General features: G+C 73.8%; 21 protein-coding genes. 7 read left to right on the top strand and 14 right to left on the bottom strand.

Translation table 11 applies throughout. From position 1 onward, the window contains the following. Nucleotides 1-34: 34 nt before the first annotated feature. Nucleotides 35-763: an HD domain-containing protein gene (locus ACPCK6_RS09450; RefSeq protein ID WP_396882536.1), complete on the top strand. Its 729-nt coding sequence runs from the start codon at nucleotides 35-37 to the stop codon at nucleotides 761-763. A 366-nt stretch (nucleotides 764-1129) separates the two neighbouring features. On the opposite strand, the gene ACPCK6_RS09455 is transcribed toward ACPCK6_RS09450, so the two are convergent. The 5 genes from ACPCK6_RS09455 to ACPCK6_RS09475 form a co-directional block, all read right to left on the bottom strand. Then, on the bottom strand, nucleotides 1130-1621 hold the full coding sequence (locus ACPCK6_RS09455) for a barstar family protein (protein WP_423480878.1): 492 nt from the start codon (nucleotides 1619-1621) through the stop codon (nucleotides 1130-1132). Between the two features lie 61 nt (nucleotides 1622-1682). Further along, the gene (locus tag ACPCK6_RS09460; protein ID WP_423480879.1) at nucleotides 1683-2123 is read right to left on the bottom strand and encodes a ribonuclease domain-containing protein; all 441 of its coding nucleotides are present in this window, start codon (nucleotides 2121-2123) and stop codon (nucleotides 1683-1685) included. Nucleotides 2124-2309: 186 nt separating this feature from the next. Then, on the bottom strand, nucleotides 2310-5219 hold the full coding sequence (locus ACPCK6_RS09465; protein WP_423480880.1) for a M36 family metallopeptidase: 2910 nt from the start codon (nucleotides 5217-5219) through the stop codon (nucleotides 2310-2312). 277 nt (nucleotides 5220-5496) lie between these two features. Further along, nucleotides 5497-6342 (bottom strand): alpha/beta fold hydrolase, encoded by an 846-nt coding sequence (locus ACPCK6_RS09470; RefSeq protein WP_423480881.1) that lies wholly within the window; start codon nucleotides 6340-6342, stop codon nucleotides 5497-5499. A gap of 121 nt (nucleotides 6343-6463) precedes the next feature. Next, nucleotides 6464-7009 carry a hypothetical protein gene (locus tag ACPCK6_RS09475; RefSeq protein ID WP_423480882.1) on the bottom strand — a complete coding sequence of 182 codons (546 nt, stop codon included), beginning with the start codon at nucleotides 7007-7009 and terminating at the stop codon, nucleotides 6464-6466. A 342-nt stretch (nucleotides 7010-7351) separates the two neighbouring features. Between ACPCK6_RS09475 and ACPCK6_RS09480 the strand changes: the two genes are divergently transcribed. Then, nucleotides 7352-8254 (top strand): hypothetical protein, encoded by a 903-nt coding sequence (locus ACPCK6_RS09480; protein WP_396882529.1) that lies wholly within the window; start codon nucleotides 7352-7354, stop codon nucleotides 8252-8254. A gap of 135 nt (nucleotides 8255-8389) precedes the next feature. Here ACPCK6_RS09480 and ACPCK6_RS09485 read toward each other — a convergent pair whose 3' ends face one another. Further along, nucleotides 8390-10171: an ABC transporter ATP-binding protein gene (locus ACPCK6_RS09485; protein WP_423480905.1), complete on the bottom strand. Its 1782-nt coding sequence runs from the start codon at nucleotides 10169-10171 to the stop codon at nucleotides 8390-8392. A gap of 89 nt (nucleotides 10172-10260) precedes the next feature. Between ACPCK6_RS09485 and ACPCK6_RS09490 the strand changes: the two genes are divergently transcribed. From ACPCK6_RS09490 to ACPCK6_RS09505, 4 genes are all read left to right on the top strand, one after another. After that, entirely contained in the window at nucleotides 10261-10677 is a 417-nt protein-coding gene (locus tag ACPCK6_RS09490) for a MarR family winged helix-turn-helix transcriptional regulator (protein WP_423480883.1), read from the top strand. Nucleotides 10678-10749: 72 nt separating this feature from the next. Next, nucleotides 10750-11118 (top strand): SCP2 sterol-binding domain-containing protein, encoded by a 369-nt coding sequence (locus ACPCK6_RS09495; RefSeq protein WP_423480884.1) that lies wholly within the window; start codon nucleotides 10750-10752, stop codon nucleotides 11116-11118. Further along, entirely contained in the window at nucleotides 11111-13198 is a 2088-nt protein-coding gene (locus ACPCK6_RS09500; protein WP_423480885.1) for an amylo-alpha-1,6-glucosidase, read from the top strand. Before ACPCK6_RS09495 ends, ACPCK6_RS09500 begins: the two co-directional genes overlap by 8 nt. Nucleotides 13199-13208: 10 nt before the next feature. Then, nucleotides 13209-13796: a cysteine hydrolase family protein gene (locus ACPCK6_RS09505; protein WP_423480886.1), complete on the top strand. Its 588-nt coding sequence runs from the start codon at nucleotides 13209-13211 to the stop codon at nucleotides 13794-13796. A 63-nt stretch (nucleotides 13797-13859) separates the two neighbouring features. Here the strand turns inward: ACPCK6_RS09505 and ACPCK6_RS09510 are convergent, their stop codons facing one another. The 8 genes from ACPCK6_RS09510 to ACPCK6_RS09545 form a co-directional block, all read right to left on the bottom strand. Continuing rightward, nucleotides 13860-14486 carry a TetR/AcrR family transcriptional regulator gene (locus ACPCK6_RS09510; protein ID WP_396882525.1) on the bottom strand — a complete coding sequence of 209 codons (627 nt, stop codon included), beginning with the start codon at nucleotides 14484-14486 and terminating at the stop codon, nucleotides 13860-13862. A gap of 95 nt (nucleotides 14487-14581) precedes the next feature. Continuing rightward, nucleotides 14582-15853, bottom strand: coding sequence for an ABC transporter substrate-binding protein (locus ACPCK6_RS09515; protein WP_423480887.1), 1272 nt, complete (start codon nucleotides 15851-15853; stop codon nucleotides 14582-14584). 50 nt (nucleotides 15854-15903) lie between these two features. Beyond that, a complete protein-coding gene (locus tag ACPCK6_RS09520; protein WP_423480888.1) occupies nucleotides 15904-17049 on the bottom strand; it encodes a branched-chain amino acid ABC transporter permease in 1146 nt (381 codons plus the stop codon). Beyond that, a complete protein-coding gene (locus ACPCK6_RS09525) occupies nucleotides 17046-17924 on the bottom strand; it encodes a branched-chain amino acid ABC transporter permease (protein WP_396882520.1) in 879 nt (292 codons plus the stop codon). Before ACPCK6_RS09525 ends, ACPCK6_RS09520 begins: the two co-directional genes overlap by 4 nt. A gap of 13 nt (nucleotides 17925-17937) precedes the next feature. Then, nucleotides 17938-18654: an ABC transporter ATP-binding protein gene (locus ACPCK6_RS09530; protein ID WP_013286723.1), complete on the bottom strand. Its 717-nt coding sequence runs from the start codon at nucleotides 18652-18654 to the stop codon at nucleotides 17938-17940. Continuing rightward, nucleotides 18651-19469, bottom strand: a complete 819-nt coding sequence (locus ACPCK6_RS09535) for an ABC transporter ATP-binding protein (RefSeq protein WP_423480889.1) — start codon at nucleotides 19467-19469, stop codon at nucleotides 18651-18653. The genes ACPCK6_RS09530 and ACPCK6_RS09535 overlap by 4 nt, the downstream gene beginning before the upstream one ends. Before the next feature lie 140 nt (nucleotides 19470-19609). Then, the gene (locus ACPCK6_RS09540; RefSeq protein ID WP_423480890.1) at nucleotides 19610-20818 is read right to left on the bottom strand and encodes an RNA polymerase sigma factor; all 1209 of its coding nucleotides are present in this window, start codon (nucleotides 20816-20818) and stop codon (nucleotides 19610-19612) included. Beyond that, the gene (locus ACPCK6_RS09545) at nucleotides 20815-21165 is read right to left on the bottom strand and encodes a YciI family protein (protein ID WP_423480891.1); all 351 of its coding nucleotides are present in this window, start codon (nucleotides 21163-21165) and stop codon (nucleotides 20815-20817) included. The genes ACPCK6_RS09540 and ACPCK6_RS09545 overlap by 4 nt, the downstream gene beginning before the upstream one ends. On the opposite strand from ACPCK6_RS09545, the gene ACPCK6_RS09550 reads away from it, so the two are divergent. Further along, complete coding sequence (locus ACPCK6_RS09550) at nucleotides 21157-22611, top strand: flavin monoamine oxidase family protein (protein ID WP_423480906.1); 1455 nt, start codon at nucleotides 21157-21159, stop codon at nucleotides 22609-22611. The two genes, ACPCK6_RS09545 and ACPCK6_RS09550, sit on opposite strands and share 9 nt — an antisense overlap. Nucleotides 22612-22719: the final 108 nt, after the last annotated feature.

Here is a 22719-nt window from a genome sequence, read left to right on the forward strand (position 1 = left end):
CCCGGATCTAGCGAAGATCGGCTATAAGGGACGCATGGAGTTCCCCGCGTACCTCGCCACCATGCCGATGCACGCGATCACCGAGATCCACGGCGAGCCCGGCCTGCTGGCCCGGTTCCGGCTGGAGATCGAGGCGTTCGACGAGACCGCCCGCGACCGGCTGACCGAGGCGCTCGACCTGGCCGCCGACCTGCACCGCGACGACCGGCGGGTACGCGAGCCGTACCTCAACCACCTGCTGCGGGTGGCGATCCGGCTGATGCACCACTACCAGGTGCGGGACGTGGACGTGATCGTCGCCGGGCTGCTGCACGACGCGGTCGAGGACCATCCCGCCGAGCTGGCCGGGCTCGGCCCTTCGGCCACCGGGCCCGACGTGACCTCGGCGGCGCTCGCCGCGCTGTCCGGCCGGTTCGGGTCGCGGGTCGCCCGGCTGGTCGCGGCGGTCACCAACCCGGCGTACGACCCGGGGCGGGACCGCGACGAGCAGTACCGGGAACATGTGGCGGCCAGCCTGGAACGGGAGCCCTGGGCGCGGGTGATCAAGGTGTCCGACTTCACCGACAACGGTGTGGGCGTGATCCACACGGTCGGGCCGAAGGTGGCCCGCGCCGCCGCCAAGTACCGCCCGCTGGTGCCGGTCTTCCGCGACCTGGTCGCCCGGCCCGACACACCGCTGTCGGCACCGGTGAAGCAACACATCCTCGCCCAGCTCGACCTGGCCGAGGAACGCTTCAGCGCCATCCTCGACCAGCCGGCCTGACCCCGCGCGGTCCGGCGTGTCCCGCCCAGGCCGCCGACGCGACCCGCGCCCTCACCACCCGGCTCGCACTCACCCTCACCTTCGCCACTTCGCCGAACCGGCGCCCGGCCCACCACCCGAGGTGGCCGCATCCCCACCCACCAGACCCGCCACTCCCCCGAACCGGCGCCCGGCCCACCACCTCGCCGAGGTGGCCGCATCCCTCCCCACCGAACCCCACCACCTCCCCGAACTGGCGATCGGCCCACCACCTCCCCGAAGTGGCCGCATCCCCACCCACCAGACCCCACCACCTCGCCGAGCTGGCGGCCATGCTCACCGCACGAGGCCGCCGCATCGGGGAGGTGGCGGCGAAACGGCACCCGGTCAGCCGGTTGCGGGAGGCGGGGCGCCCACCCGCCCGCCGAGCACGGCGGCCACGCGGTCACGCAGGGCGCGCAGTCGGTCCGGGTCGTCGCGCAGCACCACCCGCAGCGTCTCGTGCCCACCGGCGGCGACCGCGCCGAGCACGTCCAGCAGCGTGCCGAGCTGGGCGGGCGGCTCGTCGGCGAGCAGGTCCGCCGCGTCGGTCACGACCAGCGTCAGCGGACCGGAGTCGAGGCGGTCGGCGAGCGCGTCGGCGAGGGCGTCCCAGTTGCGGCCGTACCAGCCGGGCAGCTCCAGCGCCCCGGCCAGCGTCTCGTGCAGCGTGGCCCGGGTCCGGGCCTGCGCGCCGGAAATCAGCACGCCGCCCGGCATTGCCCCGCCGCCCGGCTGCGGGTCACCGCCCGAGCCCGGTACGGCCGCGCCGCCGTCCGGCTCGGGCGGCGTGCCGTCGTACACGAGCCAGGCCGGCGGCTGCGCGGACGCTGCGCCCATGGTCCGTCCCTTCCCGACGGCACCGGCCGGGCACAGCGGGCCCGGCCGGCGCCGAGGCTGCTCAGAGCCGGTAGAAGTTGGCGTAGTGGTCGGGCGAGAACCAGGTCGCCCCGGTGCTCTTGTTGACCACGATCCGGTACGCGTCCCGGGAGGCGTTGCAGGCGCGCGGGTACACGTCGTACTCGTAGTAGGTGGCGCCGGTGGGCAGCTGCCCCTCGTAGTTGTAGAACCGGCCGCCGGCGAAGTTGCACTGGCCGCCGCTCCACGAGTACCAGCCGCGGCTGGTCGGGAAGCTCTTCGCGGACCAGCCGGATCGCGCGGTGCGCGCGTCGGCGCAGCGGGACTGCGTGCAGGAGCCGTAGACGGCTGCCGCGGCGGATTCGGCGAGGCGGGTGGAGACCGTGGACGGTGCGACGAGCGCGGCGGCGGCAACGGCGGTGACCAGGGCGGACGCGGCGAGGGCGCGGCGTACGCGGGTGACGGCGGCGCGGAACGGGGTCAAGGGATCCTCCTTGAACGGGACGACAGCGCATCGATCGGCATTGATGGCCGATCGATGCTCAGTCTGTCGAGGATCCTGCCCGCCGTACAGTCCCGATCCGGCGACGGCGACCCGAACCGCGCGTGAACGCACGGTGGCGGGTGCGGACGGACGACCTCGGTCGCCCGTCCGCACCCGCCGTGTGTGTCAGCGCGTGAACGCCTGGAACTCGGCGATCCGCACGTTCTGCGCCTGCGGGCTGGCGGTGGCGCAGTCGGTCGCCGCCCGCGGGTCGTCGTCCTGCTCACCGGCGTAGTCCGGCGCACCCGTGCACTGGTTGGTCAGCACCTCGACGCGCAGGTGCGTGGCCTTGGTACGCGGGATGTCGAACGACCGCATGATCAGCTCGGGCGCCCGGGGCCGCGGCGCGACGGCCGGGAACGCGTCCGGCCGGCTGGTGTACACCGGCCGGAAGTCCGCCGCGTCGGCGCAGGTCACCGGCCCGGTCGCGGTGCACGCCAGGACCCGGAACTGCCGTACCGCGGAGTACCGGCTCTGGGTGCCGGCGTCGGCGTCACCTGCCACCGGCGGGCGCAGCATGGCGCTCACCTGCACCCGGCGTACCTGCTGGACGTCACCGGCCAGGTCGACGGTGACCTGCCGGCCGGCGACCGGCGCACCGAGCGCGGCCCAGTTGGTGGCCTCGTCGTCGTCGGCGATCTGCGGCAGGTTGATCCCGTCACCGGTGACCGCCGCGCCCGCGGTGGCCGAGGCCAGGTTGGGTCGCAACGTCACCGGCAGCGTCCGGTTCTGACCCGCCTTGACGGTCACCGGGCCGATCCGGGTGTGGCCGTAGCCGGGCGCCCGCACCACGAACTCGTACGTGCCGGGCACCAGGTCGACCCGGTCGGTGAGCGGGGTGGCGGCGTCGGTGTCCGCCACCGGGACGGCCCGCGCCTGGTAGCGCCCGACGAACAGCTGCGCGCCGGCCACCGGCCCGCGCTCGCCGACCGGCAGGAACCGCAGCGCGGCCTCCCGCGCGTACGGCGAGGTGAAGCCCGGCGTGGGGTCGGCGTCGGTGTGGCCGACGCTGGCCGCGGTCTCACCGAGGCCGCGCCCGGCGAACGCGTTCCACAGCAGATCCTGGTTGGCCCCGCCGAAGCGGATCCGGTCGGCGGCGAGCATCGCGTCCCGGGCGTCGACCATGCTGACCTGGCTGACCGACATCAGCAGGAACGAGTCGAAGACCAGCTGGATCCAGCGCCGGTTACCCGGGCAGGCGGTGACGTCGCGGGCGCCGGTCGCGCACGCCTTCTGCACGGCCGGGGTGCCGCTGCCCCACCGGCGCATCATGGCCGCCCGGATGTCGGCGTTCGTGGCGCTCCACACCTCACCGGAGGCGTGCACCTGGAGGCCGACGAGGTCGTAGTCGACCGAGCTGTAGTTGAGCGGGCTGGCGCTCATGTTGTAGTTGCGGATACCCGCGTTCGGGTCCCCGGTGGTGTACTCACCGATGGTGAAGCCGCGCCGGCCGGGTGCGGCGTACCCGTGCTCGAACAGGTACTCCATGGCGAGCTGGTCCGACCAGCTCTCGCTCATGCCCTGCGGCGAGCTGACTCCGGCGCTCGGGCCGGCGATCATGCGGTTGGTGACCGCGTGGCCGTACTCGTGGGCGATCACCGACATGTCGAAGTCGCCGTCGACGCAGGGCGCGTAGAACGAGCCCGCCATCGGCTGCCACAGGTACATGTTGGTGGTCGGCGCGACGCCGTCCGGCGGGGTGATCTGGTTGGCGTTGTTACGCGCCGCGAACGCGGGCGGACCGCCGCTGATGCCGCCGGCCTGCGCGTTGCCCTGCTCGGGGTCGTTACCGAGCCCGCCACGGCCGAGGTTGTCCTGCTGCATGTTCCAGGTCTCCTCGGTGAACCCGAGGTGATAGGTCCAGTCGTGCATCCGGTTGTGCATGGCGAACAGGTTCGCCCGCGCCGCGTCGATGTCGTTCGCCTGCGGCGACGTGAACACCTCCGGGTTGCAGCGCTGCTCCTGCCACTGGTTCGTCCACGGGTAGTCGTACCGGCGGTCCGGGCGCGGCGTCGCGGTCTCGGTGCCGACGCTGAACGGATCGTTGCTGTTCCAGTTCTGCACCGCGATCGCGTTGTTGCCCTTGGTCGTGGTGGTGGACTGGCCGGTGGCCGGGTCCACGTCCCACGCCGGGTGCCCGGGCACGCGCACCACCTCGGCGCAGCCGCGCGCCGGCACGGCGCACCACCGCTTGCGGGTGTCGGCCGACGACTTGTCGACACGCGGCGAGTTCGGGAAGACCTCCCACGAGGCGTGGTCGGCGTCGTGGTCGATCAGGTCCTCGCGGACCAGCACCGCGCCGTCGCGGGCGTCCACGTAGGTGGAGAAGGCGGCCGGGTCCGCGCCGGTGGTGTCCGCGCCGAGGACCACCTCCCACGCCGCGCGCGGCCCACGGTCCGCGGTGGGCACCGCGACCAATGAGGTACGCACGACCTGCGCGTCGGCACGGCCGGCGTCGGCGATGGCGGCGGTACGGGCCTGCTCGGCGCTGATCGTGGCGGGGGCCGGCGTACCGGCGTCACGGGCGAGCGAGGAGCTGACGTGCCACACCGCTCCGTCGCGTACGCCGATCGACAGCATGCCGTCGACGGCGGCCGGCAGATCGCCGAAGCGCTGCCGGAACAGTACCGTCGCGCCCTGCCCCATCGGCGCCACCGTCAGCAGCTCCAGCGCGGCGGCACCCTCGGCGGTCAGGCCCAGCACGTCCCGGTTGGCTGCGACGTACGCGCGCGCGGCGGCGGCCGGGTCGGCGGGCAGCCCGGTGGCGAGGGGCTTGCCGGTGGAGGTGAGCGTGGCGGGCGTACCGAAGTCGGTCCAGCGCACGCGGGCGCCGAGCGCGGCGGCGCGGTCGCGCTGCCGGTCGCTGGCGAGAACGCGGCCCTTGCGGTTGTCGGTGGCCTTGGTGTCGTGCCGGTCGCCCGGCAGGTGGTCGGGTGGCGCCTGGGTACGGGTCTGTTCCCGGGGTGCCGCCTGGCCGCCGCCAGCGGCGGTCAGGACCAGCCCGGCTGCCATCAGCAGCGCGGTGGTCCCCGTCAACGCACGGGATGGTGTGCGCACGGTCCCTCCTGTCATCGTCGAACGGCGATGTCCGTTCCGCCATCCGACCAGCACGATCGACGCGCCGACACCATCCGAACATCCATAAATGTTGCTGCGTCGATTTCTTGGCGACACCGGGCGAGCCTTTTCGAGACTCCCGTCTCACCAGACAGGACACGAACAGATCTTGGTACGAAACGGCCCCCATGAGGGCCCTTTCGTACCAAGATCTTCACAGCGTGAGAAGCATGCCTGACGGGAGGGGAAAGCCGGGTTACATCGTCGTCTCGAAAAAGGTGGTCACCGCCCGGCGGAAGTCGTGCGGGTTCTCGACCCACGGCAGATGACCGGATCCGGGGAGGCTGACCCGCTCGCAGTTCGGCAGCGCCTCCTCCAGCGAGTCGACGCCCCAGCGGGGACGGATGTCCTCGGGGCCGTCGATGATCAGTACGGGCAGGTCGAGTGTGCGGCACCGCGCGGCGATGTCGGATTCCCTGAGCTCCTGCTTCACCTCGGCGTTGAGGGCCCGGTTGCAGTCGTGGTTGATGCCCAGCCACGGTGTGGCCATGCCCTCGGCGTGCGTCATGGCCGCGTCGGGGTCGGCGAAGTCGGCCGACCACTGCAGGATCGCCCGTTCGCGTTCCTCGGCAGGCGTCAGGGTGCGTGCACCCAGCACCTCCCACCGGTTCAGATGAGGCCCGAGCCGCCGCCTGAGATTCCGCTCGTAGTGCGGATGCCAGCCGCGTTCGGGGTCGATGCCGGTGCCGGACACGTAGATCAGGTGACTGACCCGTTCCGGGTGTTCGATCGCGTACCGCAGCGCCAGGTGCGCGCCCCACGAGTGGCCCAGCACCGCCGTCCGCGGTCCGGCCAGGTGTTCGCGTACCGCGTCGAGGTCGGCGACGGAACGGCCGATCGTGTACGGACCACGCCGCTGGGAGCGCCCACAGCCGCGCTGGTCCCACCGGATGACACGGGCGTGCCGGTCCAGCAGCCGGGCGACCGGGCCGAGGTGGTCCCACAGGCCCGGACCGCCGTGGCAAAGCACCAGCGGCGCTCCGGCGCCGACCTGGTCGGCCCACAGGCGACAACCGTCTTCGGTACGCACGTCCTCAGTCATCGCCGACAGTATGGCGAGTCACACGACGACCTGCGGGCCTGCTGGACCGACGCCGGTTACGGCTCTCGCATCCAGGTCTTCGGGTCGGTCACGAAGACGCCCTTGCCCTGCTGACGCCAGATCAGTCCTGCGTGCCGGCGAACAAAGTCCAGGAGTCGATCTCGGTCGGCGCCAGGGGCCGCGCCGGCAGGTAGGACGCCAGGTCGCGGAAGTCCGCCACGGCGTTGTGCACGCACACCGCGAGCGAGAAGTGCAGCAGTTCCCGCGCCGCCCGCGCCTCGGGCGCCATGACGTCGTGGAGCAGCGGGCTGCGCACGTCGAGCGCGAACACCACGTGGCAGGCGCTCTGGTCGGCCTTCACCACGCAGTAGTAGCGCCCCGCCTCGGCCAGCCGGTTGCGGATGTTCGCCCAGGCCATCGCCCCGGAGATGTCCGGCACGTCGGCACCGGCCGCGCAGGCCATCCGGAACACCCAGCGGGCCGGGTCGTCCGGCGACACCGCGCCGTAGACCAGCACCAGGCCGCCGCGGTGGAACACGGCGAAGCCCTGCACGTCGGGGGTGAGGTGCAGGAAGTCCGGGGTCCAGACCCGGTCGTACTGCCGCTCGGCCAGGGACCGCAGGTATGTCACGGCCTGGCCGGCGGCCTGACGAGCGTCTACGCCCATGCGTTCTGGTCCTCCCCCGAAGGATCGCGGAGCCTCACGCTACGAAGCGCTTCGATCACGGATCAAGGTGCGCCGATCGACTCTGGATGGTCGGTCCCGTGAACGGGACCGAACCCGCTCCGAGTCCCACGGATAGGACTACGGGACGGCTCGTCCGATCGGTCAGCGCCCGCCCCTGGCCGGGCGGAACCGCCGTGCGCGCGGCTGCGCGCGTACACGGCTCGGGGTTGTTAGCGTGGATCGCGGACCGCCACGGCGGTCCGGCCACCCCTCGCCCGACGGCCCGCGCGTCCCGGTGACGCCGCGGGACGTGGTGCGGCGATCCGGCATGGAGGGGGTGCGATGACCGCGGTGCCGGAGGGGCCCGAGCCGGGCGGCGGCCGGCCGAAGCCCGGCGCGCCTGTGGACACCCGGCGGCGGCGGTGGGCCGGGCGGGCGCGGGCACTGGGCGAGGCGGCGCGCGTGCGGACCCGGCGCTTCTGGGACGGCGCGCAGCCCACGCTGCGGCAGCTCTGGTGGACCGAGGAGCCGGTGACGCCGGTGACCACAGTCGACCGGCGCGTCCCGGAGCCGCTCGTGGTGCCGGCGCAGGGCCAGGTGTACGTGTTCCTGGTACGCGCCACCTACACCTGGTCGTCGGAGACAGCCCGGCCGGAGCTGTTCGGCTGGTACGTGGACTACTTCCAGCAGCAGGCCACGCAGCGCCTGAACCGGCTGGCCGTGCGGTGCGCGGCGGAGGTGCCGCCGCACCGTCCGCGCGACCTGCACGCCGCGTTGACCGCCGCGCTCGCCGACGAGGATCCGCCACCCTGGACGTACGCGCGCGGCGAGGTGACGTTCGCCTGCGAGCCGGACGTCACGGTCCACCTGGACGAGCGGGTGCGCAAGCTGCTCCAGCCGTACTGGGAGCAGCGCATCGCGCTGGAGTGCGAGCGTGACCTGGCCCGGCGCCGTGCCGAGTACGCCGAGGAACGCGACCGGCGCGAGCGGCCGGCGGCGGCGCGGGCCGGGAAGGACGGCGAGCCGGCCGCCACGGCACCGCCTGCCGACGGGACCGGGCCGGCGGGCGCGGCACGGGACGCGCGAGGGATGCCCGGCGAGGCGGGCCGGGCGCGGCGTGGATCGCGGCCGGGCGGGCCGGTGGACTCCTTCACCCCGTTGGAGCCGCTGCTCCCCCCGCCTGCGCCGCGTCCGGCTCCGGGACAGCGGCCCCGCCCGGGCGAGCCGGAGCCGCCCCAGGTCTGAGCCCGGGGCGGTCAGCCGGGACGGCGGTGGTGTCGGGGCGGGCCTGGCGGGCGCAGGGCTGGCCGCGCGGCCCGCCGATCTGGCAGTGCCCGGGAGCGCCACGGGTCTCCGTCCGGGCGGCCGCCTCCCCTACGTTCAGCCGACCAGGGCGGCGTACCGGCCGCGACGGTCCAGCAGCGCGTCGTGGGTGCCGGATTCGACGATCCGGCCGTGGTCGAGCACCGCGATGCGGTCGGCGTCGCGGACGGTGGAGAGCCGGTGCGCGATGGTCACCACCGTGCGGCCCCGGGCCAGCTCGTCCAGCGCCCGCTGGACCGCGCGTTCGGTCTCGGTGTCCAGCGCGCTCGTCGCCTCGTCCAGCACCAGGATCCGCGGGTCGCGCAGCAGGGTCCGGGCGATCGCCAGGCGCTGCTGCTCGCCGCCGGAGAACCGGTGGCCGCGCGAGCCGACCATGGTGTCGTACCCGTCGGGCAGCGCGGTGACGAGGTCGTGGATGCGGGCGGCGCGGGCGGCGGCCTCGATGTCGGCGTCGGTGGCGTCCGGGCGGGCGTACCGGAGGTTGTCCCGCACGGTGCCGTGCAGCAGGTACGTCTCCTGGCTGACCACGCCCACGACGGCGGCCAGGTCGGCCGGGCGCAGGTCGCGCAGGTCGATCCCGTCGATGGTGATGCGGCCGGCGTCCGGGTCGTGCAGCCGGCTGATCAGCGCGGCGAGCGTGCTCTTGCCGGAGCCGGTCTCCCCCACCAGCGCCAGGCTGGTGCCGGCCGGGACGTCCAGGCTGACGCCCGCGAGGGCGGCGGTGTCGCTGCCCGGGTAGCTGAAGGTGACGTCCTCGACCCGCAGGTGGCCGCGGGCGGTGGCCGGGTCCAGCGGGACCGGGCGGGCCGGCTCGGCGACCTCGACGGGCAGGTCGAGGTATTCGAAGATGCGGGCGAACAGCGCGAGGGACGCGGTGAGCGTGACGCCGACGTTGAGCAGGCCCATCAGCGGCCGGAACAGGTTGCCCTGGAGCGCGGTGAACGCGACGAGCGTGCCGATGGTGAGCGTGCCGGCGGTGCCGGGCAGGCCGGCGCTCAGGTAGATCACCGCGGGGATGGCGGCGAAGACGATGCTCATGGCGGCCATCCGCCAGCGCCCGGCCAGCTCCGAGCGCAGTTCCAGGTCGACCAGGCGGGCCGAGGAGGCGGTGAACCGGTCGACCAGGGCCGGTCCGGTGCCGAGCGTCTTGGCCAGCCGTACGCCGCTGACCGACAGCCCTTCCTCGATGGTCACGGTGAGGTCGGCCAGTTCACGCTGGCGCTGGGCGGTGATCTCCCGGCGCAGCCGGGCGACCCGGCGGGTGAGCCAGAGCGCGGGCGGCAGCACGACCGCCGAGACGAGGGTGAGGCGCCAGCTCAGCGCCAGCATGGCGACGGTCGTGGCGACCACAGTGGTGAGGTTGGCGGCGATCGAGGTGGCGGTGGAGGTGACCACCGCCTGCATGCCGCCGATGTCGTTGGTGATGCGGGACTGGACCTCCCCGGTGCGGGTGCGCACGAAGAAGCCGATCGACTGCCGCTGGAGGTGGGCGAAGACGTCGGCGCGCAGCCGGTGCATGACCTCCTGACCGACGCGGGTGGAGATCCAGGTCTGCGCGACGCCGAGCACGGCGGTCACGGCGGCGACCGCGACCATGCCCGCGACCAGCCAGGCCAGCAGCGTCAGGTCACGCTCGGGCAGGGCCCTGTCGATCACGGTACGCAGCAGGAACGGCGTGGCCATCGCGATGATCGAGGACGCCACGATGATCGCCACGACGGCGGCGAGCGGGCCTCGGTGGGCGGTGAACAGGCCGCCGATGCGGCGCAGGGACACGTCGCGGGCCTGGGCCTTCTCGGCCGGGGAGACGGTGCGGCCGTCACGGCGGCCGTCGGGGATGCGATCCAACTGTGCTCCTCGTGTGGGGGACGATGCTGAGGTTACCTCAACATGAGGGAACAACACGAAAGGCTGTTACCGTATTCCCCGTGAACGGCAGCGACGAGAGCCTGGCCGAGACGTTCTGGGCGGTGACCCGCCGGCTGCGGCACCAGACCAAGCGCGCGCTGGAGCCGTGGGAGATCAGCCCCGGGCAGGCGCGGGCGCTCGGCGTGCTGATCCGCCACGGCGCGCTGCGGCCCGGCGCGCTCGCCGAACACCTCCGCATCGCGCCGCGCTCGGCGACCGAGGTGGTCGACGGGTTGCAGGAGCGGGGTCTGGTCGAGCGACGGCCCGACCCGGGCGACAGGCGGGCCACGCTGGTCGCGCCCACCGCCGAGGGCGAGCGGGTGGGCACGGCGATCCGGCAGGCCCGGGCCACCGAGGCGGAACGGTTCTTCGGCGCGCTCTCACCGGACGACCGGGCCGAACTGGCCCGGATCCTGCGCCGCCTGCGCGAGGACTAGCCCCGATTTCACCCGCTCCGGGTGAGGCGACAGCCCCCGTGGCGGGGAATAGCGCCACCGGGAGGAGGGCCGATGGCCGACGCCACCGAAGAGTTCTTCCGGGGCCTGGGGCAGCGCAGGCAGCGCGGGCTGACGGCGCTCCACGAGGGCACCGTCCGGTTCGACATCGCCGGCGACGGGTCGGTCGACCACTGGCTGGTCTCCATCGCCCGGGGCGAGGTCACCGCGGCACGGCAGACCACCGGCGGGGACGCGGTCGTCCGGGCGGACCGGGCCGTCTTCGACCGGATCGCGCGGGGTGAGGCGTACTTCCTGACCACGGTCCTGCGCGGCGAGGCCGAGGTGGAGGGCAGCCCGCGGCTGTTCGCGACCGTACGCCGGCTGTTCCCCTCCCCGCCCGGCTCGCGCCCGGAACGACACCGGGGAGACGACAATGGGTGACGACCACGTCGGCATCTTCGACGGGACGATCTTCCTGGTCTGCGACCGGTCGGGCGACATCGTCCCGTCGGCCGACGCCACCCACGGCCTGTTCGCCCATGACACCCGCCTGCTGTCCCGGTGGCAGCTCACCATCGACGGCGAGCGGCTCAGCACGCTGTCCATCGACGACATCCAGTACTTCGAGAACCGGTTCTACCTGGTTCCGGGTAGTCAGGACGTCTACGTCAACAGCACGCTCGAGGTGCGCCGCACCCACACGCTGAACAGCGGACTCCAGGAGGATCTGCTCCTGGTCAACAACGACCGGCGGCCCGTCGACCTGACCGTACGGATCGAGGCGGACGCGGACTTCGCGGACCTCTTCGCGGTCAAGGAGGGCACGACGGACCGCCAGGGGCGGCACTACCGGCGGATCGACGGCCCGCGACTCGTCCTGGGTTACCAGCGCGAACGGTTCCGCCGCGAGACGATCGTGTCGGCGACGGCACCGGCGCAGGTGGACGAGAACGGCCTGACGATGCGCGTGCACATCGAACCGCACGGCCGGTGGCAGACCCGGCTGACCGCCGAGCCGGACCTCCCCCTGCCCCGCGGGCTGGAGCGGCTCAGCCTGCCCGGGCGGGCCGAGGGCCGCGCCCGGAACAAGCCCGCCGAGCTACGGGAGTGGCTGGACCGGGCACCGCGCCTGGAGACCAGCTGGGGACCGTTGCAGAACACCTACCGGCAGAGCCTGATCGACCTGGCCGCGCTGCGGTTCAGCCCGTTCCTCGCCGGGGCCGGGTGCGTCCTGGCCGCCGGGCTGCCGTGGTTCATGTGCCTGTTCGGTCGCGACAGCATCCTCACCAGCCTCCAGGCGCTGCCGTTCGCACCCGAGCTCGCCGCCACCACGCTGACAGTGCTCGCCTTCCGGCAGGGCAGCCGGATCGACGACTTCCGGGAGGAGGAGCCGGGCCGGATCCTGCACGAGATGCGCTACGGCGAGCTGACCGTCTTCGACGAGGCACCGCACAGCCCCTACTTCGGCAGCGCGGACGCCACTCCCCTGTTCCTCGTGCTGCTCGACGAGTACGAGCGGTGGACCGGCGACGCCGCCCTCGTACGGGCGGTGGAGCAGGAGGCGCGGGCGGCGGTCGACTGGATCGACCACTACGCCGACCGGGCCGGCAACGGCTACGTCTCCTACGAGCGGCGCAACCCGGTGAACGGTCTGGAGAACCAGTGCTGGAAGGACTCCTGGGACGGCATCTCCTACCGCGACGGCCGGCTGCCGAGCTTCCCGCGCGCCACCTGCGAACTCCAGGGGTACGCGTACGACGCGAAGGTGCGCACCGCCCGGCTGGCCCGCGAGATCTGGCACGACCCGGCGTACGCGGACCGGCTGGAGCGGGACGCCGCCGACCTCAAGCGCCGCTTCAACCACGACTTCTGGATCGACGACGGCGAGTACATGGCGCTGGCGCTGGACGGCGACGGCAGCAAGGTGGACGCCCTGTCGTCGAACATCGGCCACCTGCTGTGGAGCGGCATCGTCGAGGAGCCGAAGTCCGAGGCGCTGGTGCGGCACCTGATGTCACCGGCGATGTTCAGCGGCTGGGGTGTCCGCACGCTGGCCGAGGGCGAGGCCCGCTACAACCCGGTCGGCTACCACGTCGGGACCATCTGGCCGTTCGACAACTCGTTGATCGCCTGGGGCCTGCGGCGCTACGGGTACGCCGACGAGGCGGCCCGCATCGCGGCCGGCATCCTGGACGCGGCGGCCTTCTACGACGGCCGGCTGCCGGAGGCGTTCGCCGGGCACGCCCGGTCCGAGACCCGCTACCCGATCCGGTATCCGACCGCGTGCAGCCCGCAGGCCTGGTCGGCCGGAGCTCCACTGCTGCTCCTGCGGACGATGCTCGGCCTGCGGCCGGTCGGCGACGATCTCGTGGCCCGGCCCGCCCTGCCTGCTAGCCTCGACTACGTGGCGCTGCTCGACGTCCCCGGCCGCTGGGGGCGCCGGGACGCCTTCGGCAGGAGCACCGCCGCCGGCGGCCTGAGCCGCTACGAGCTGGCGCCGCAGCAGCTCTCCGCACCCTGACGGGACCGACATGCAGCGCATCGACTGGGCATACACCGCGGTCGTGGGCGTCCACTGGCAACCCGAGGTGGTCAGCCCCGACGGCGTCTTCGGCGCGTACTTCGCCGATCAGGTGGCCCGGCACGGCGTGGCGGCGAACGCGGCGCGGGTCGCTGCCGCCGCGCGGGCCGCGGGCGGCCTCGTGGTCTTCACCCGGGTCGCCTACCGGCCCGGCTATCCGGACCTGATCGCCAACACCCCGAGCTTCGCGATGATCGCCGAACGCGGGGCGTTCCTGGAGGGCGACCCGAAGACCCGGATCGTCGACGAGGTCGCGCGGCAGCCCGGCGACGTGGTCGTCACCTCCACCCGGCTCGGCGGATTCTCCGGCACCGACCTGGACCTGATCCTGCGCGGCCGGGGCGTGCGGACCGTGGTGTTCACCGGCGTCGCGACGAACCTGGCCGTCGCCGCCACCGCCTACCAGGCGGTCGACAACGGATATCGCATCGTCACCGTCTCCGACGCGTGCACGGCGGCCACCGACGAGCTGCACGACGCCTACCTGAGCACGCTGGGCCAGCTCGGCGAGATCGCCGCCACCGGCGAGTTCGCCTGACCGGCCGCGGGGAGCGCTCAACGCAGAGCGCCGGAAGCGCTCAGCGCGGGCCACCGGCGACGCTCAGCGCAGGCCGGCGGCGATCGCGTCGACCAGCAGCGCGCCGAGCGTACGGGCCATCACGGCGCGGGCGGCGTCGACGTCGAGCCCCATCGAGTCGCGCATCATCGACCAGGACGACCAGGTGCCGGCCACCGTCAGCGCGTCCAGCAACTGCGCGCGGCCCGGCCCGGCCTGCGCCAGTTCCGGGGCGAACACCGCCTCGATCTCCTGGCGTACCCGGGCGATGGCCGCCTCCCGGTTGCGGCGCAACTGCGGGGAGAACGGCTCCCGCAGCGCCGACGCGCGGGCCGAGGGCGCCAGCACCTCCAGCAGCCGGGCGCGCTGGTCGCAGAACGCGGCGATCCGGGCGGTCAGCGGCAGCTCCGGCGACACCGGCCGCCAGAGCGCGGCCTGCCGTTCGCCGACTCGCCGCCCGGTCGCGGCGAACAGCGTCTCCATGTCCTTGAAGTTGGTCCAGAGGGTGCGCAGCGACACCCCGGCCCGCTCGGCGATCCGTTCTCCGGTGGGCCGCAGGTCACCGGAGTCGATCAGGGTCAGGTGCGCCTCCACGATCGCGGCCCGGGTCCGCTCGGCCCGCGCCGCCCGGCCGTCCACGCGCTCCGGCGGGTCGGTCTCCACCTCGATCATGGGTACGGGATCTCCTGTTGCTCGTCTGCCGGCGGCCACTCTACGTGTGTGCCGCCGGGCGGTCGGCACCCGGCCGCCCGGCGGCAGCACGGCGGTCAGGACGTCGGCACGGCCTCCGCCGGCGGGTTCGTCGGCGGCTCGGTGAACTCGGTGACCGCGCCGTCGCCGTCGTCGGTGGTGTACGCGGGACCGAAGTACTCCTGCACGCCGTTTGTCACCTTCGTGAGCCGCACACCGCCGTAGCCGGCGTGAACGCCGTCGGCGTACCGGAAGGGGGTCAGGCCGGGCCCGCGGAAGCCGCCCTTGCGCACGGCCTCGACCAGCTTCTCCCGGGTGGGGTCGGGCCCGGCGGCGAGCATGGCCTGGACGAACGTGTATGCCATCGAGTAGCCGTAGATGGCGTTGCCGTCGACCGGGTTGCCCGCGTTGTACCTCTGGTGGATCTTGGTGAACTCCTGGATCCACGGGTTCGCGGTGTCGGCCACGTTCGGCAGGTAGTTGTCGGCGACCATGCCCTCGAGGATCACCTTCTTGTCGCCGAGCTGGGCCGACAGCGTGGTGTAGTCGGCGCCCACGTTGGAGACCACCCACTGCGCCCTGAAGCCCTGCCCGGCGGCCTGGCCCATGGCCAGCGCGGTGAAGCCGGGGATGGTGGCCGAGATGACCACCTGGCAGCCGGCCGCGCGCAGCGCCCCGATCGCCGGGCCGACCTGCTGGTTGGTGGTGGTGTACGTCTGCTTCGCCGCGACCGGGCCGAGGACCTGCTCGACGCCGGCCAGCGAGTCCCGTCCGAAGTCGTCGTTCTGCCCGAAGTGGCAGACCTTGGCGCCGGGGAACTCCCGCTTGACGTAGCTGGCCAGGATCTTGCCCTCGACTGTGTAGTCGGGCTGCCAGCCGAACGTGGTCGGGTACTTGTCCGGCTGGTTCCAGTTGCGGCTGCCGGAGGCGACGAACAGGTCCGGCACCTTCTGCGTCTTGACGAACTCCAGCACGTTCGTGTGCGTGGGCGTGCCGAGGCCACCGAGCAGCGCGAAGACCTTGTCGTCGAGCACCAGCTTGCGGACCACGTTCTCGGTGTTCGCCGGGTTGTAGCCGTCGTCCATGACCTTGTAGACGATCTTCCGGCCGTGCACCCCGCCCTTGGCGTTGACGTGCTCGAAGTACGCCTTGGTGGCGGCGGAGATCTTCGAGTAGCCGGGGGCGGCCGGTCCGGTGAGCGGTTGGTGGGTGCCGATGACGACCTCGGAGTCGCTGACGCCGGGGACGTTCTCGGCGGCCTGCTTCTCGTCGTCGGCGCAGGCAGGCAGCGCGGCCAGCAGGGCCAGGCCGGCGGCGGCCGCGAGAACGCGGCGGGTGGTGGGGCGCATGGTTCTCCATTCCGGTGCGACGGTGCGAACGGTGGGTGGAACCGGTGGGCTCAGCGGTCCGGCGACCGGCGGGTGGCGCGACGGCGGCGCAGCGCGGCGCGCAGCCGGGCACCGACGGCACGCACGCCGCCCTGCAGGCCGCCCGGGGCGGCGAGCATGACGACGATGAGGATCAGGCCGAACACGGCGAGCGCGAGGTTGCCCTCCAGCCGCCGGGCCAGCCCGGCGGACAGGCTGAGGTGTTCGGTGAGCAGGCCGGGCAGGTCCTGGAGCGCGACCAGCAGCACCGCTCCCCAGACCGCGCCGGCCAGGCTGCCCAGCCCGCCGATCACGATCGCCATGAGCAGGAACAGCGACAGGTCCAGCGGGAACTTGCCGGGTGCGACGGTGGCGGTGAGCATCGCGTACACGCCGCCGCCGAGGCCCGCGCAGGCGGCGCTGACCACGAACGCGAGCACCTGCGTGCGGGCCACCGGGATGCCGGCGAGCCGGGCCGCGACCTCGTCGTCGCGGACCGCCCGCAGGGACCGGCCGAAGCGGCTGCGCACCAGATTGGCCAGCAGCAGCATGGTGAGCAGCGCGGCGGCCAGCGCGATCCAGGCCAGCCAGCGTTCCGGCTGGAAGTAGGCGCCGAGCGCCGCCGGTGGCGTCTGCGCCGGGAACCGCAGCCCCTGCTCGCCGTTGAACACACCGGTGAAGATCGTGGTGACCGCCGGGACGAGCGTCGCCACGGCCAGGGTCACGCCGGCCAGGTAGGGTCCGCGCAGCCGGGCCGCGGCCAGGCCGACGACAAGCCCGCCGAGCGCTGTCACCGCGACGGCGACGAGCAGCGACGCGGGCAGCGTCCACCAGCCGCGTACGGCCCGCTCGTCGAGGGCCTGCTGGGTCAGCGCCACGGTGTACGCGCCGGTGGCCATCAGCGCGCCGTGCCCGAGCGACAGCTGACCGTTGAGTCCGACCAGGACGGTGTGCCCGGCGGTGACGCAGAGGAACGCGCACACGCGCGCCACCTGGAGGTTCTGGTACGGCGCGAGCTGGTTGGTCACCAGCACGACGAGCGTGCCGGCGAACACGGCGACAGCCAGGTGGCGCAGCAGCGTGGAGCCGCGCGCGTCGCGTCCGGCGGGGGCGCCGGGGAGCAGCCGCCGCAGCGGGGACGGCGCGGCGGGCGCGATCTCGGTGGGGGTGCTCGTCACACGTGCCTCGCTCTCGCCGCGGAGAAGAGCCCGCCGGGGCGGACCAGCAGGACGGACAGCAGCAGCACCAGGACGGCCAGCGGGGTGGTGTCCGGTCCCAGGTAGCCGGTGACGTAGGACAGGATCAGCCCGACCAGCAGGCCGCCGACCACCGCGCCCACCGGGCTGTCCAGGCCGCCCACCACGGCGGCGGTGAACGCGACCACGAAGACCAGGTCCATGGCGTGCGAGTGCAGGCCGAGTCCGGTGGGGACGACGAGCATGCCGGCGAGTGCGCCGACGCCGGCGGCGAGGGCCCAGCCCAGCGTGAGCATCCGGCCGACGCTGACGCCGAGCAGCCGGGAGACCTCGGGCGCGAACGCGGCGGCCCGCATCCGCAACCCCACCGGGGTACGGGTGAACAGCAGCGCGAGCAACGCCACCACCGTCAGCGCCGCGCCGAGCACCCACAGGTCGTACGGGGACAGCGCGGCCACCCCGCCGATGGTGAGCGCGTCGGTGTCGAACGGCGCCGGTGCGGGCCGGTAGTCGTTGCCGAAGACGATGCCGAGCACCGCCTGGATGACGAGCACCAGGCCGAGCGCGACGATCACCTGGTTGAGCGGGCCGCCGGGGCCGGCGAACCGCATCAGCACCCGCTCCACCAGCGCGCCCAGGGCCAGCCCGGACAGGATCGCGGCGGCCAGGCCCAGCCAGTACGAGCCGGTGGCGGAGACGACCGCGTACCCGACGTAGGCGGTGGCCACGGCCATCGCGCCCTGGGCGAAGTTGACCACCCGGGCGGCCCGCCAGATGAGTACCAGCGCGAGCGCGAACGCCGCGTAGACCGCCCCGGCGGCGAGCCCGTCGAAGGTGAGGAACCAGAACCGCTCCATCCGCGACCCCTTCCTAGAATCCGAGGTACGCGTGCCGGAGCTGGTCGTCGTCGCGCAGCCGGGCGGCCGGCGCGGCCGTCACGACCCGCCCGAGCGACATGACGATGCCCTGGTCGGCGACGGACAGCGCGGTGCGCACGTTCTGCTCGACGAGCAGCACGGTGAGCCCTCGTTCGTCGCGCAGCCGCCGCAGCAGCGCCATGATCTGCGCGGCCACCTTGGGCGCCAGCCCGAGCGACGGCTCGTCGAGCAGCAGCAGCCGGGGCCGGGCGATCAGCGCCCGGCCGATGGCGAGCATCTGCCGTTCCCCGCCGGAGAGCTGATGCCCGGCGTGGTCGCGGCGGCGGGCCAGGGCGGGGAACAGCTCGTACACCTCGTCGAGCGCGCGCCGGGCGTCGGCCCGGTCGCGCCGCCACAGCCCGCCCAGGCGCAGGTTCTCCGCCACCGTCAGTTCGGTGACCACGCCGCGCCCCTCGGGCACGTGCGCCAGGCCGCGCCGGACCAGGTGTTCCACCCGGACGCCGCGCAGGTCCTCGCCCGCGTACCGGACCCGGCCGCCGGTGGGCCGCAGCAGACCCGAGAGGGTACGCAGCAGCGTGGTCTTGCCCGCGCCGTTGGCGCCGAGCACGGCGGTGACGGTGCCGGCCGGGACGGTGAACGCGACGTCGCGCAGCACCGGCACGGGTCCGTAGCCGCAACTGAGCGCCTCGACCTCCAGCACGGCGGTCACGACGCGCTCCCGGTCGGCTCGGCGGACACGTCGGCGCCCAGGTACGCCTCGGTGACCCGGGGGTCGTCGCGGATGCCTTCCGGCGGCCCGGCCGCGATCACCTTGCCGAAGTCGAGCACCACCAGTTCCTCGCAGACCGACATGACCAGGTCCATGTGGTGCTCGACGAGCAGCACGGCGCAGCCGTCGTCGCGTCCGGGCAGCGCGCGGACCAGGTCGGCCAGCTCGGCCACGTCGTCGGCGCCGAGACCACCGGCCGGTTCGTCGAGCAGCAGCAGCCGGGGCCGGGCGATCAGCGCGCGGGCCAGCGCGACCCGCTTGCGCACCGGGTAAGGGAGGGTGGCGGGCGCGGCGTCGGCGTACTTCTCGATGCCCAGCTCGGTGAGCAGGTCCAGCGCCCGGGCGCGCAGCCGCCGTTCGTCGTCGTCGCTGCGGGGCAGGCCGAACAGCGCGGCGGCGAAGCCGGCGCGGGCGGTGTGGCTGGCACCGGCGACCACGTTCTCCAGCACGCTCAGCCCGGCGAACAGGCCGACGCCCTGGAGCGTGCGGGCGATGCCGAGCCGGGTGAGGGCGTGCGGGCGGGGCCGGAACGGCCGGCCGTCGAGGGTGAGCGAACCGTCGGTCGGCCGGACGAAGCCGCAGACCACGTTGAACAGGGTGGTCTTGCCGGCCCCGTTGGGGCCGATCACGCCGACGATCCGGCCGGGCGGCACCCGCAGCGAGACGTCGTCGAGGGCGACCAGACCGCCGAAGCGTACGCCGACGTGGTGCAGCGCCAGGCCCGGTTCGTCGGTGGCTGTGGCCGGTGGGCTCATCGTCACCTCGTGCCGGTCGACGGAGCGCGGAAAAACTAATTACACCGGGAGTGTACTTTTCTCTGCCGCCGCGTCAATGCCCAGGCGATCACCGCTCGCTTCTGGGGGCTACCAGCCTCCTACGTGCACTGCCGGTGTGATCATCCCGCCGTCCGGTCGCGGACGCGGCGCAGGAACGTCTGCTCCGCCGCGTTGCCGGTGCCGGCGATCGCCGCGTCGTACGCCTGTCGCGCCTGCTTCGGACGGTCCAGCCGGCGCAGCAGGTCGGCCCGGATGGCGTGCCACACGTGGTAGCCGGCCAGGTCCAGACGCTCCACTTCGGCCAGTCCCGCCGCCGGCCCACGTACCTCGGCGAGCGCGACCGCCCGGTTCAGCGCCACCACCGGCCCGGGCGCGACGGCGGCGAGCTGGTCGTAGAGCGCGAGGATCTGGGTCCAGTCGGTGGCGGCGGCGGTGGGCGCGTCCGCGTGCACCGCGCCGATCGCGGCCTGGATCTGGTACGGGCCGGGCCGGTCCCGGCGCAGGCACCGGCGGACCAGGTCCTGCCCCTCGGCGATGAGCTCCCGGTCCCACCGCGCGCGGTCCTGCTCGGACAGCGACACCGGCACCCCGTCCGGGCCGGTCCGGGCGGCGCGGCGCGCCTCGGTGAGCAGCATCAGCGCGAGCAGGCCGAGCGCCTCCGGCTCGTCCGGCATCAACGTCACCAGCAGCCGGCCCAGCCGGATCGCCTCGGCGCCCAGCTCGGCGCGGCCCAGCCGTTCCCCCGCGCTCGCCGTGTGCCCCTCGTTGAAGATCAGGTACACCACGGCGAGCACGCCGCGCAGCCGGTCCGGCAGGTCCGCGTCGCGCGGCACCCGGTACGGGATACCGGCGTCGCGGATCTTCGCCTTGGCCCGGACCAGGCGCTGCGACATGGTGGGCTCCGGCACCAGGAAGGCCCGCGCGATCTCGGCGGTGCTCAGGCCGCCGAGCAGGCGCAGCGTCAGCGCCACCCGGGCGGGAGCGGCGAGCGCCGGGTGGCAGCAGGTGAAGATCAGGCGCAGGCGGTCGTCGGGCACGGGCCCCTCCTCGGCGGGCGGGTCGTCGTCGGCGCGCAGCAGGGCGGCCTCGGCGTGCCGGGCCGCCCGGGTCGCCTCGCGCCGCAGCCTGTCGATCGCGCGGTTGCGGGCGGTGGTGATGATCCAGCCGGCCGGGCTGGCCGGCGGCCCGTCGGCGGCCCATCGCGTCACGGCGACGGTGAACGCCTCCTGGACCGCCTCCTCGGCGAGGTCGATGTCGCCGAGGAGACGGACCAGGACGGCCACCGCGCGGCCGTACTCGGCCCGGAAGACCCGTTCGACGTCGGTCATCCCTCGCCCTGGAACGGGCGGACCTCGATCGGCAGCGTGGTCGCGAGGGCGTAGCGGCGGCCCCAGTCCAGCGCGGCGTCCAGGTCGGCCGCCCGGATGATGGTGACGCCTCCCAGGTACTCCTTGCCCTCGGCGAACGGCCCGTCGGTGACCAGCACCTCGTCGCCGGCCGGGCGCAGCACGGTGGCGGTCTGCGGGTCGTGCAGGCCGTTGCCGAACACCCAGCACCCCGCCTCCCGCAGGTCCCGGCCGATGGCCTCGACCTCGCGCATCACCCCGGCCAGGAACTCCGGGTCCGGGCGGCCCTGGCCGGCCGGCTGGTACATGCTGATCAGGTACTGCTTCATCGGCTTCTCCTCGTCACCGGACGGCCCCGCGCCGCCCTCTCACCCTCCACACGAACGGCCGACGCCGGTTTCGACACGCCGGGCCGGGTGAATCCGGCCGGGAGCGGGGTACGCCGTCGCGTGCGCCGCCACCGGGTCGTCGTCGTGGGAGCCGGGTTCTCCGGTCTGGCCTGCGCGCTCGCGCTGGACGCGGCCGGCGCGCAGGTGCGGGTGCTGGAGGCCCGGGACCGGGTGGGCGGCCGGACGCTGAGCCGCCCGCTACCCGGCGGCGGCTGGCTCGATCTCGGCGCGCAGTGGATCGGCCCGACCCAGGACCGGATGTACGCGCTCGTCGCCGCGTACGGCCTGACCACGTTCTCCTCCCCCGCGCACGGTGCGGCGGCGCTGCTGCTCGGCGGACGCCCGGCCACCGGCGAGCCGCCCGGGCTATCCGCGCTGCTGGGCACGCTCGACGAGATGGCGGGCGCGCTCGACCCGGCCGCGCCGTGGCGGGCCGCCGAGGCGGCACTGTGGGACCGGATCACGTTCGGCGGCTGGCTCGACGCGAGCGCGGCCGACCCGGTCACCGCCGGGTACGCGGGCCGGATGCTCGCCGGTGGGCTGCTGGCCGCATCGCCGGACGAGGTCTCGCTGCTGCACATGCTGTTCTACCTGCGCAGCGGCGGCGGCACCGGGTCGCTGCTGCGCATGGCCGGCGGCGCCCAGCAGGACCGGATCGCCGGCGGTCCGGCCGCGCTGGCCGAGCGGATGGCCGCCGCGCTGCCGCCGGGGAGCCTGTGCCTGCGCGCCCCGGTGGACGGCGTCGCGCAGGACGGCGACGGCGTGCGGGTGCGCTCCGGCGGCGAGACGTACCACGGCGACGCGGTGGTGGTCGCGCTCGCGCCGACGCTGGCCGGGCGCATCCGGTACGACCCGCCGCTGCCGCCGCTGCGCGACGGGCTGACCCAGCGGATGCCGATGGGTGTGGCGCTCAAGGTGCACGCGCTCTATCCGGAACCGTTCTGGCGGGCCGACGGCCGCTCCGGCGTGTCCAGCACCGACACCGGGCCGCTCACCGAAACGGTGGACAACTCGCTGCCGGACGCGCCGGGCGGGGTGCTCACCGCGTTCAGCTACGGCACGCAGGCCCGGGCGCTGCGCCGGCTGCCGGAGGACGCCCGCCGGGACGCGCTGTGCGAGGCGCTCGCCGCGATCTTCGGCCCGGCCGCCGCGCGCCCCGACGACCTCGTCGAGTACGACTGGTCGGCGGACGAGTGGACGCGCGGCTGCTTCTGCGGCGTCCTGCCGCCCGGCGCGTGGTGCGCGTACGGCCCGGAACTGCGGACGCCGGTGGGCCGGGTGCACTGGGCCGGCACCGAGACCGCGACCCGCTGGAGCGGCTATCTGGAGGGCGCGGTGACCGCCGGCGAGCGCGCCGCCGCCGAGGCGCTCGCCCAGCTCGGCTGAGCACCCGATTCAGTGAGATTCTTCGATGCAAGCTATTGAAAGGTTTCTCCGTCCTGTGCCCTAATGACGACAGTTCCCTTCGTCATACTCCCGCCGCCGGAGCGCGGC

The sequence above is a fragment of the Micromonospora sp. AB353 genome (genome assembly GCF_049538395.1).
GTDB classification, from domain to species: Bacteria; Actinomycetota; Actinomycetes; order Mycobacteriales; family Micromonosporaceae; genus Micromonospora; species Micromonospora aurantiaca.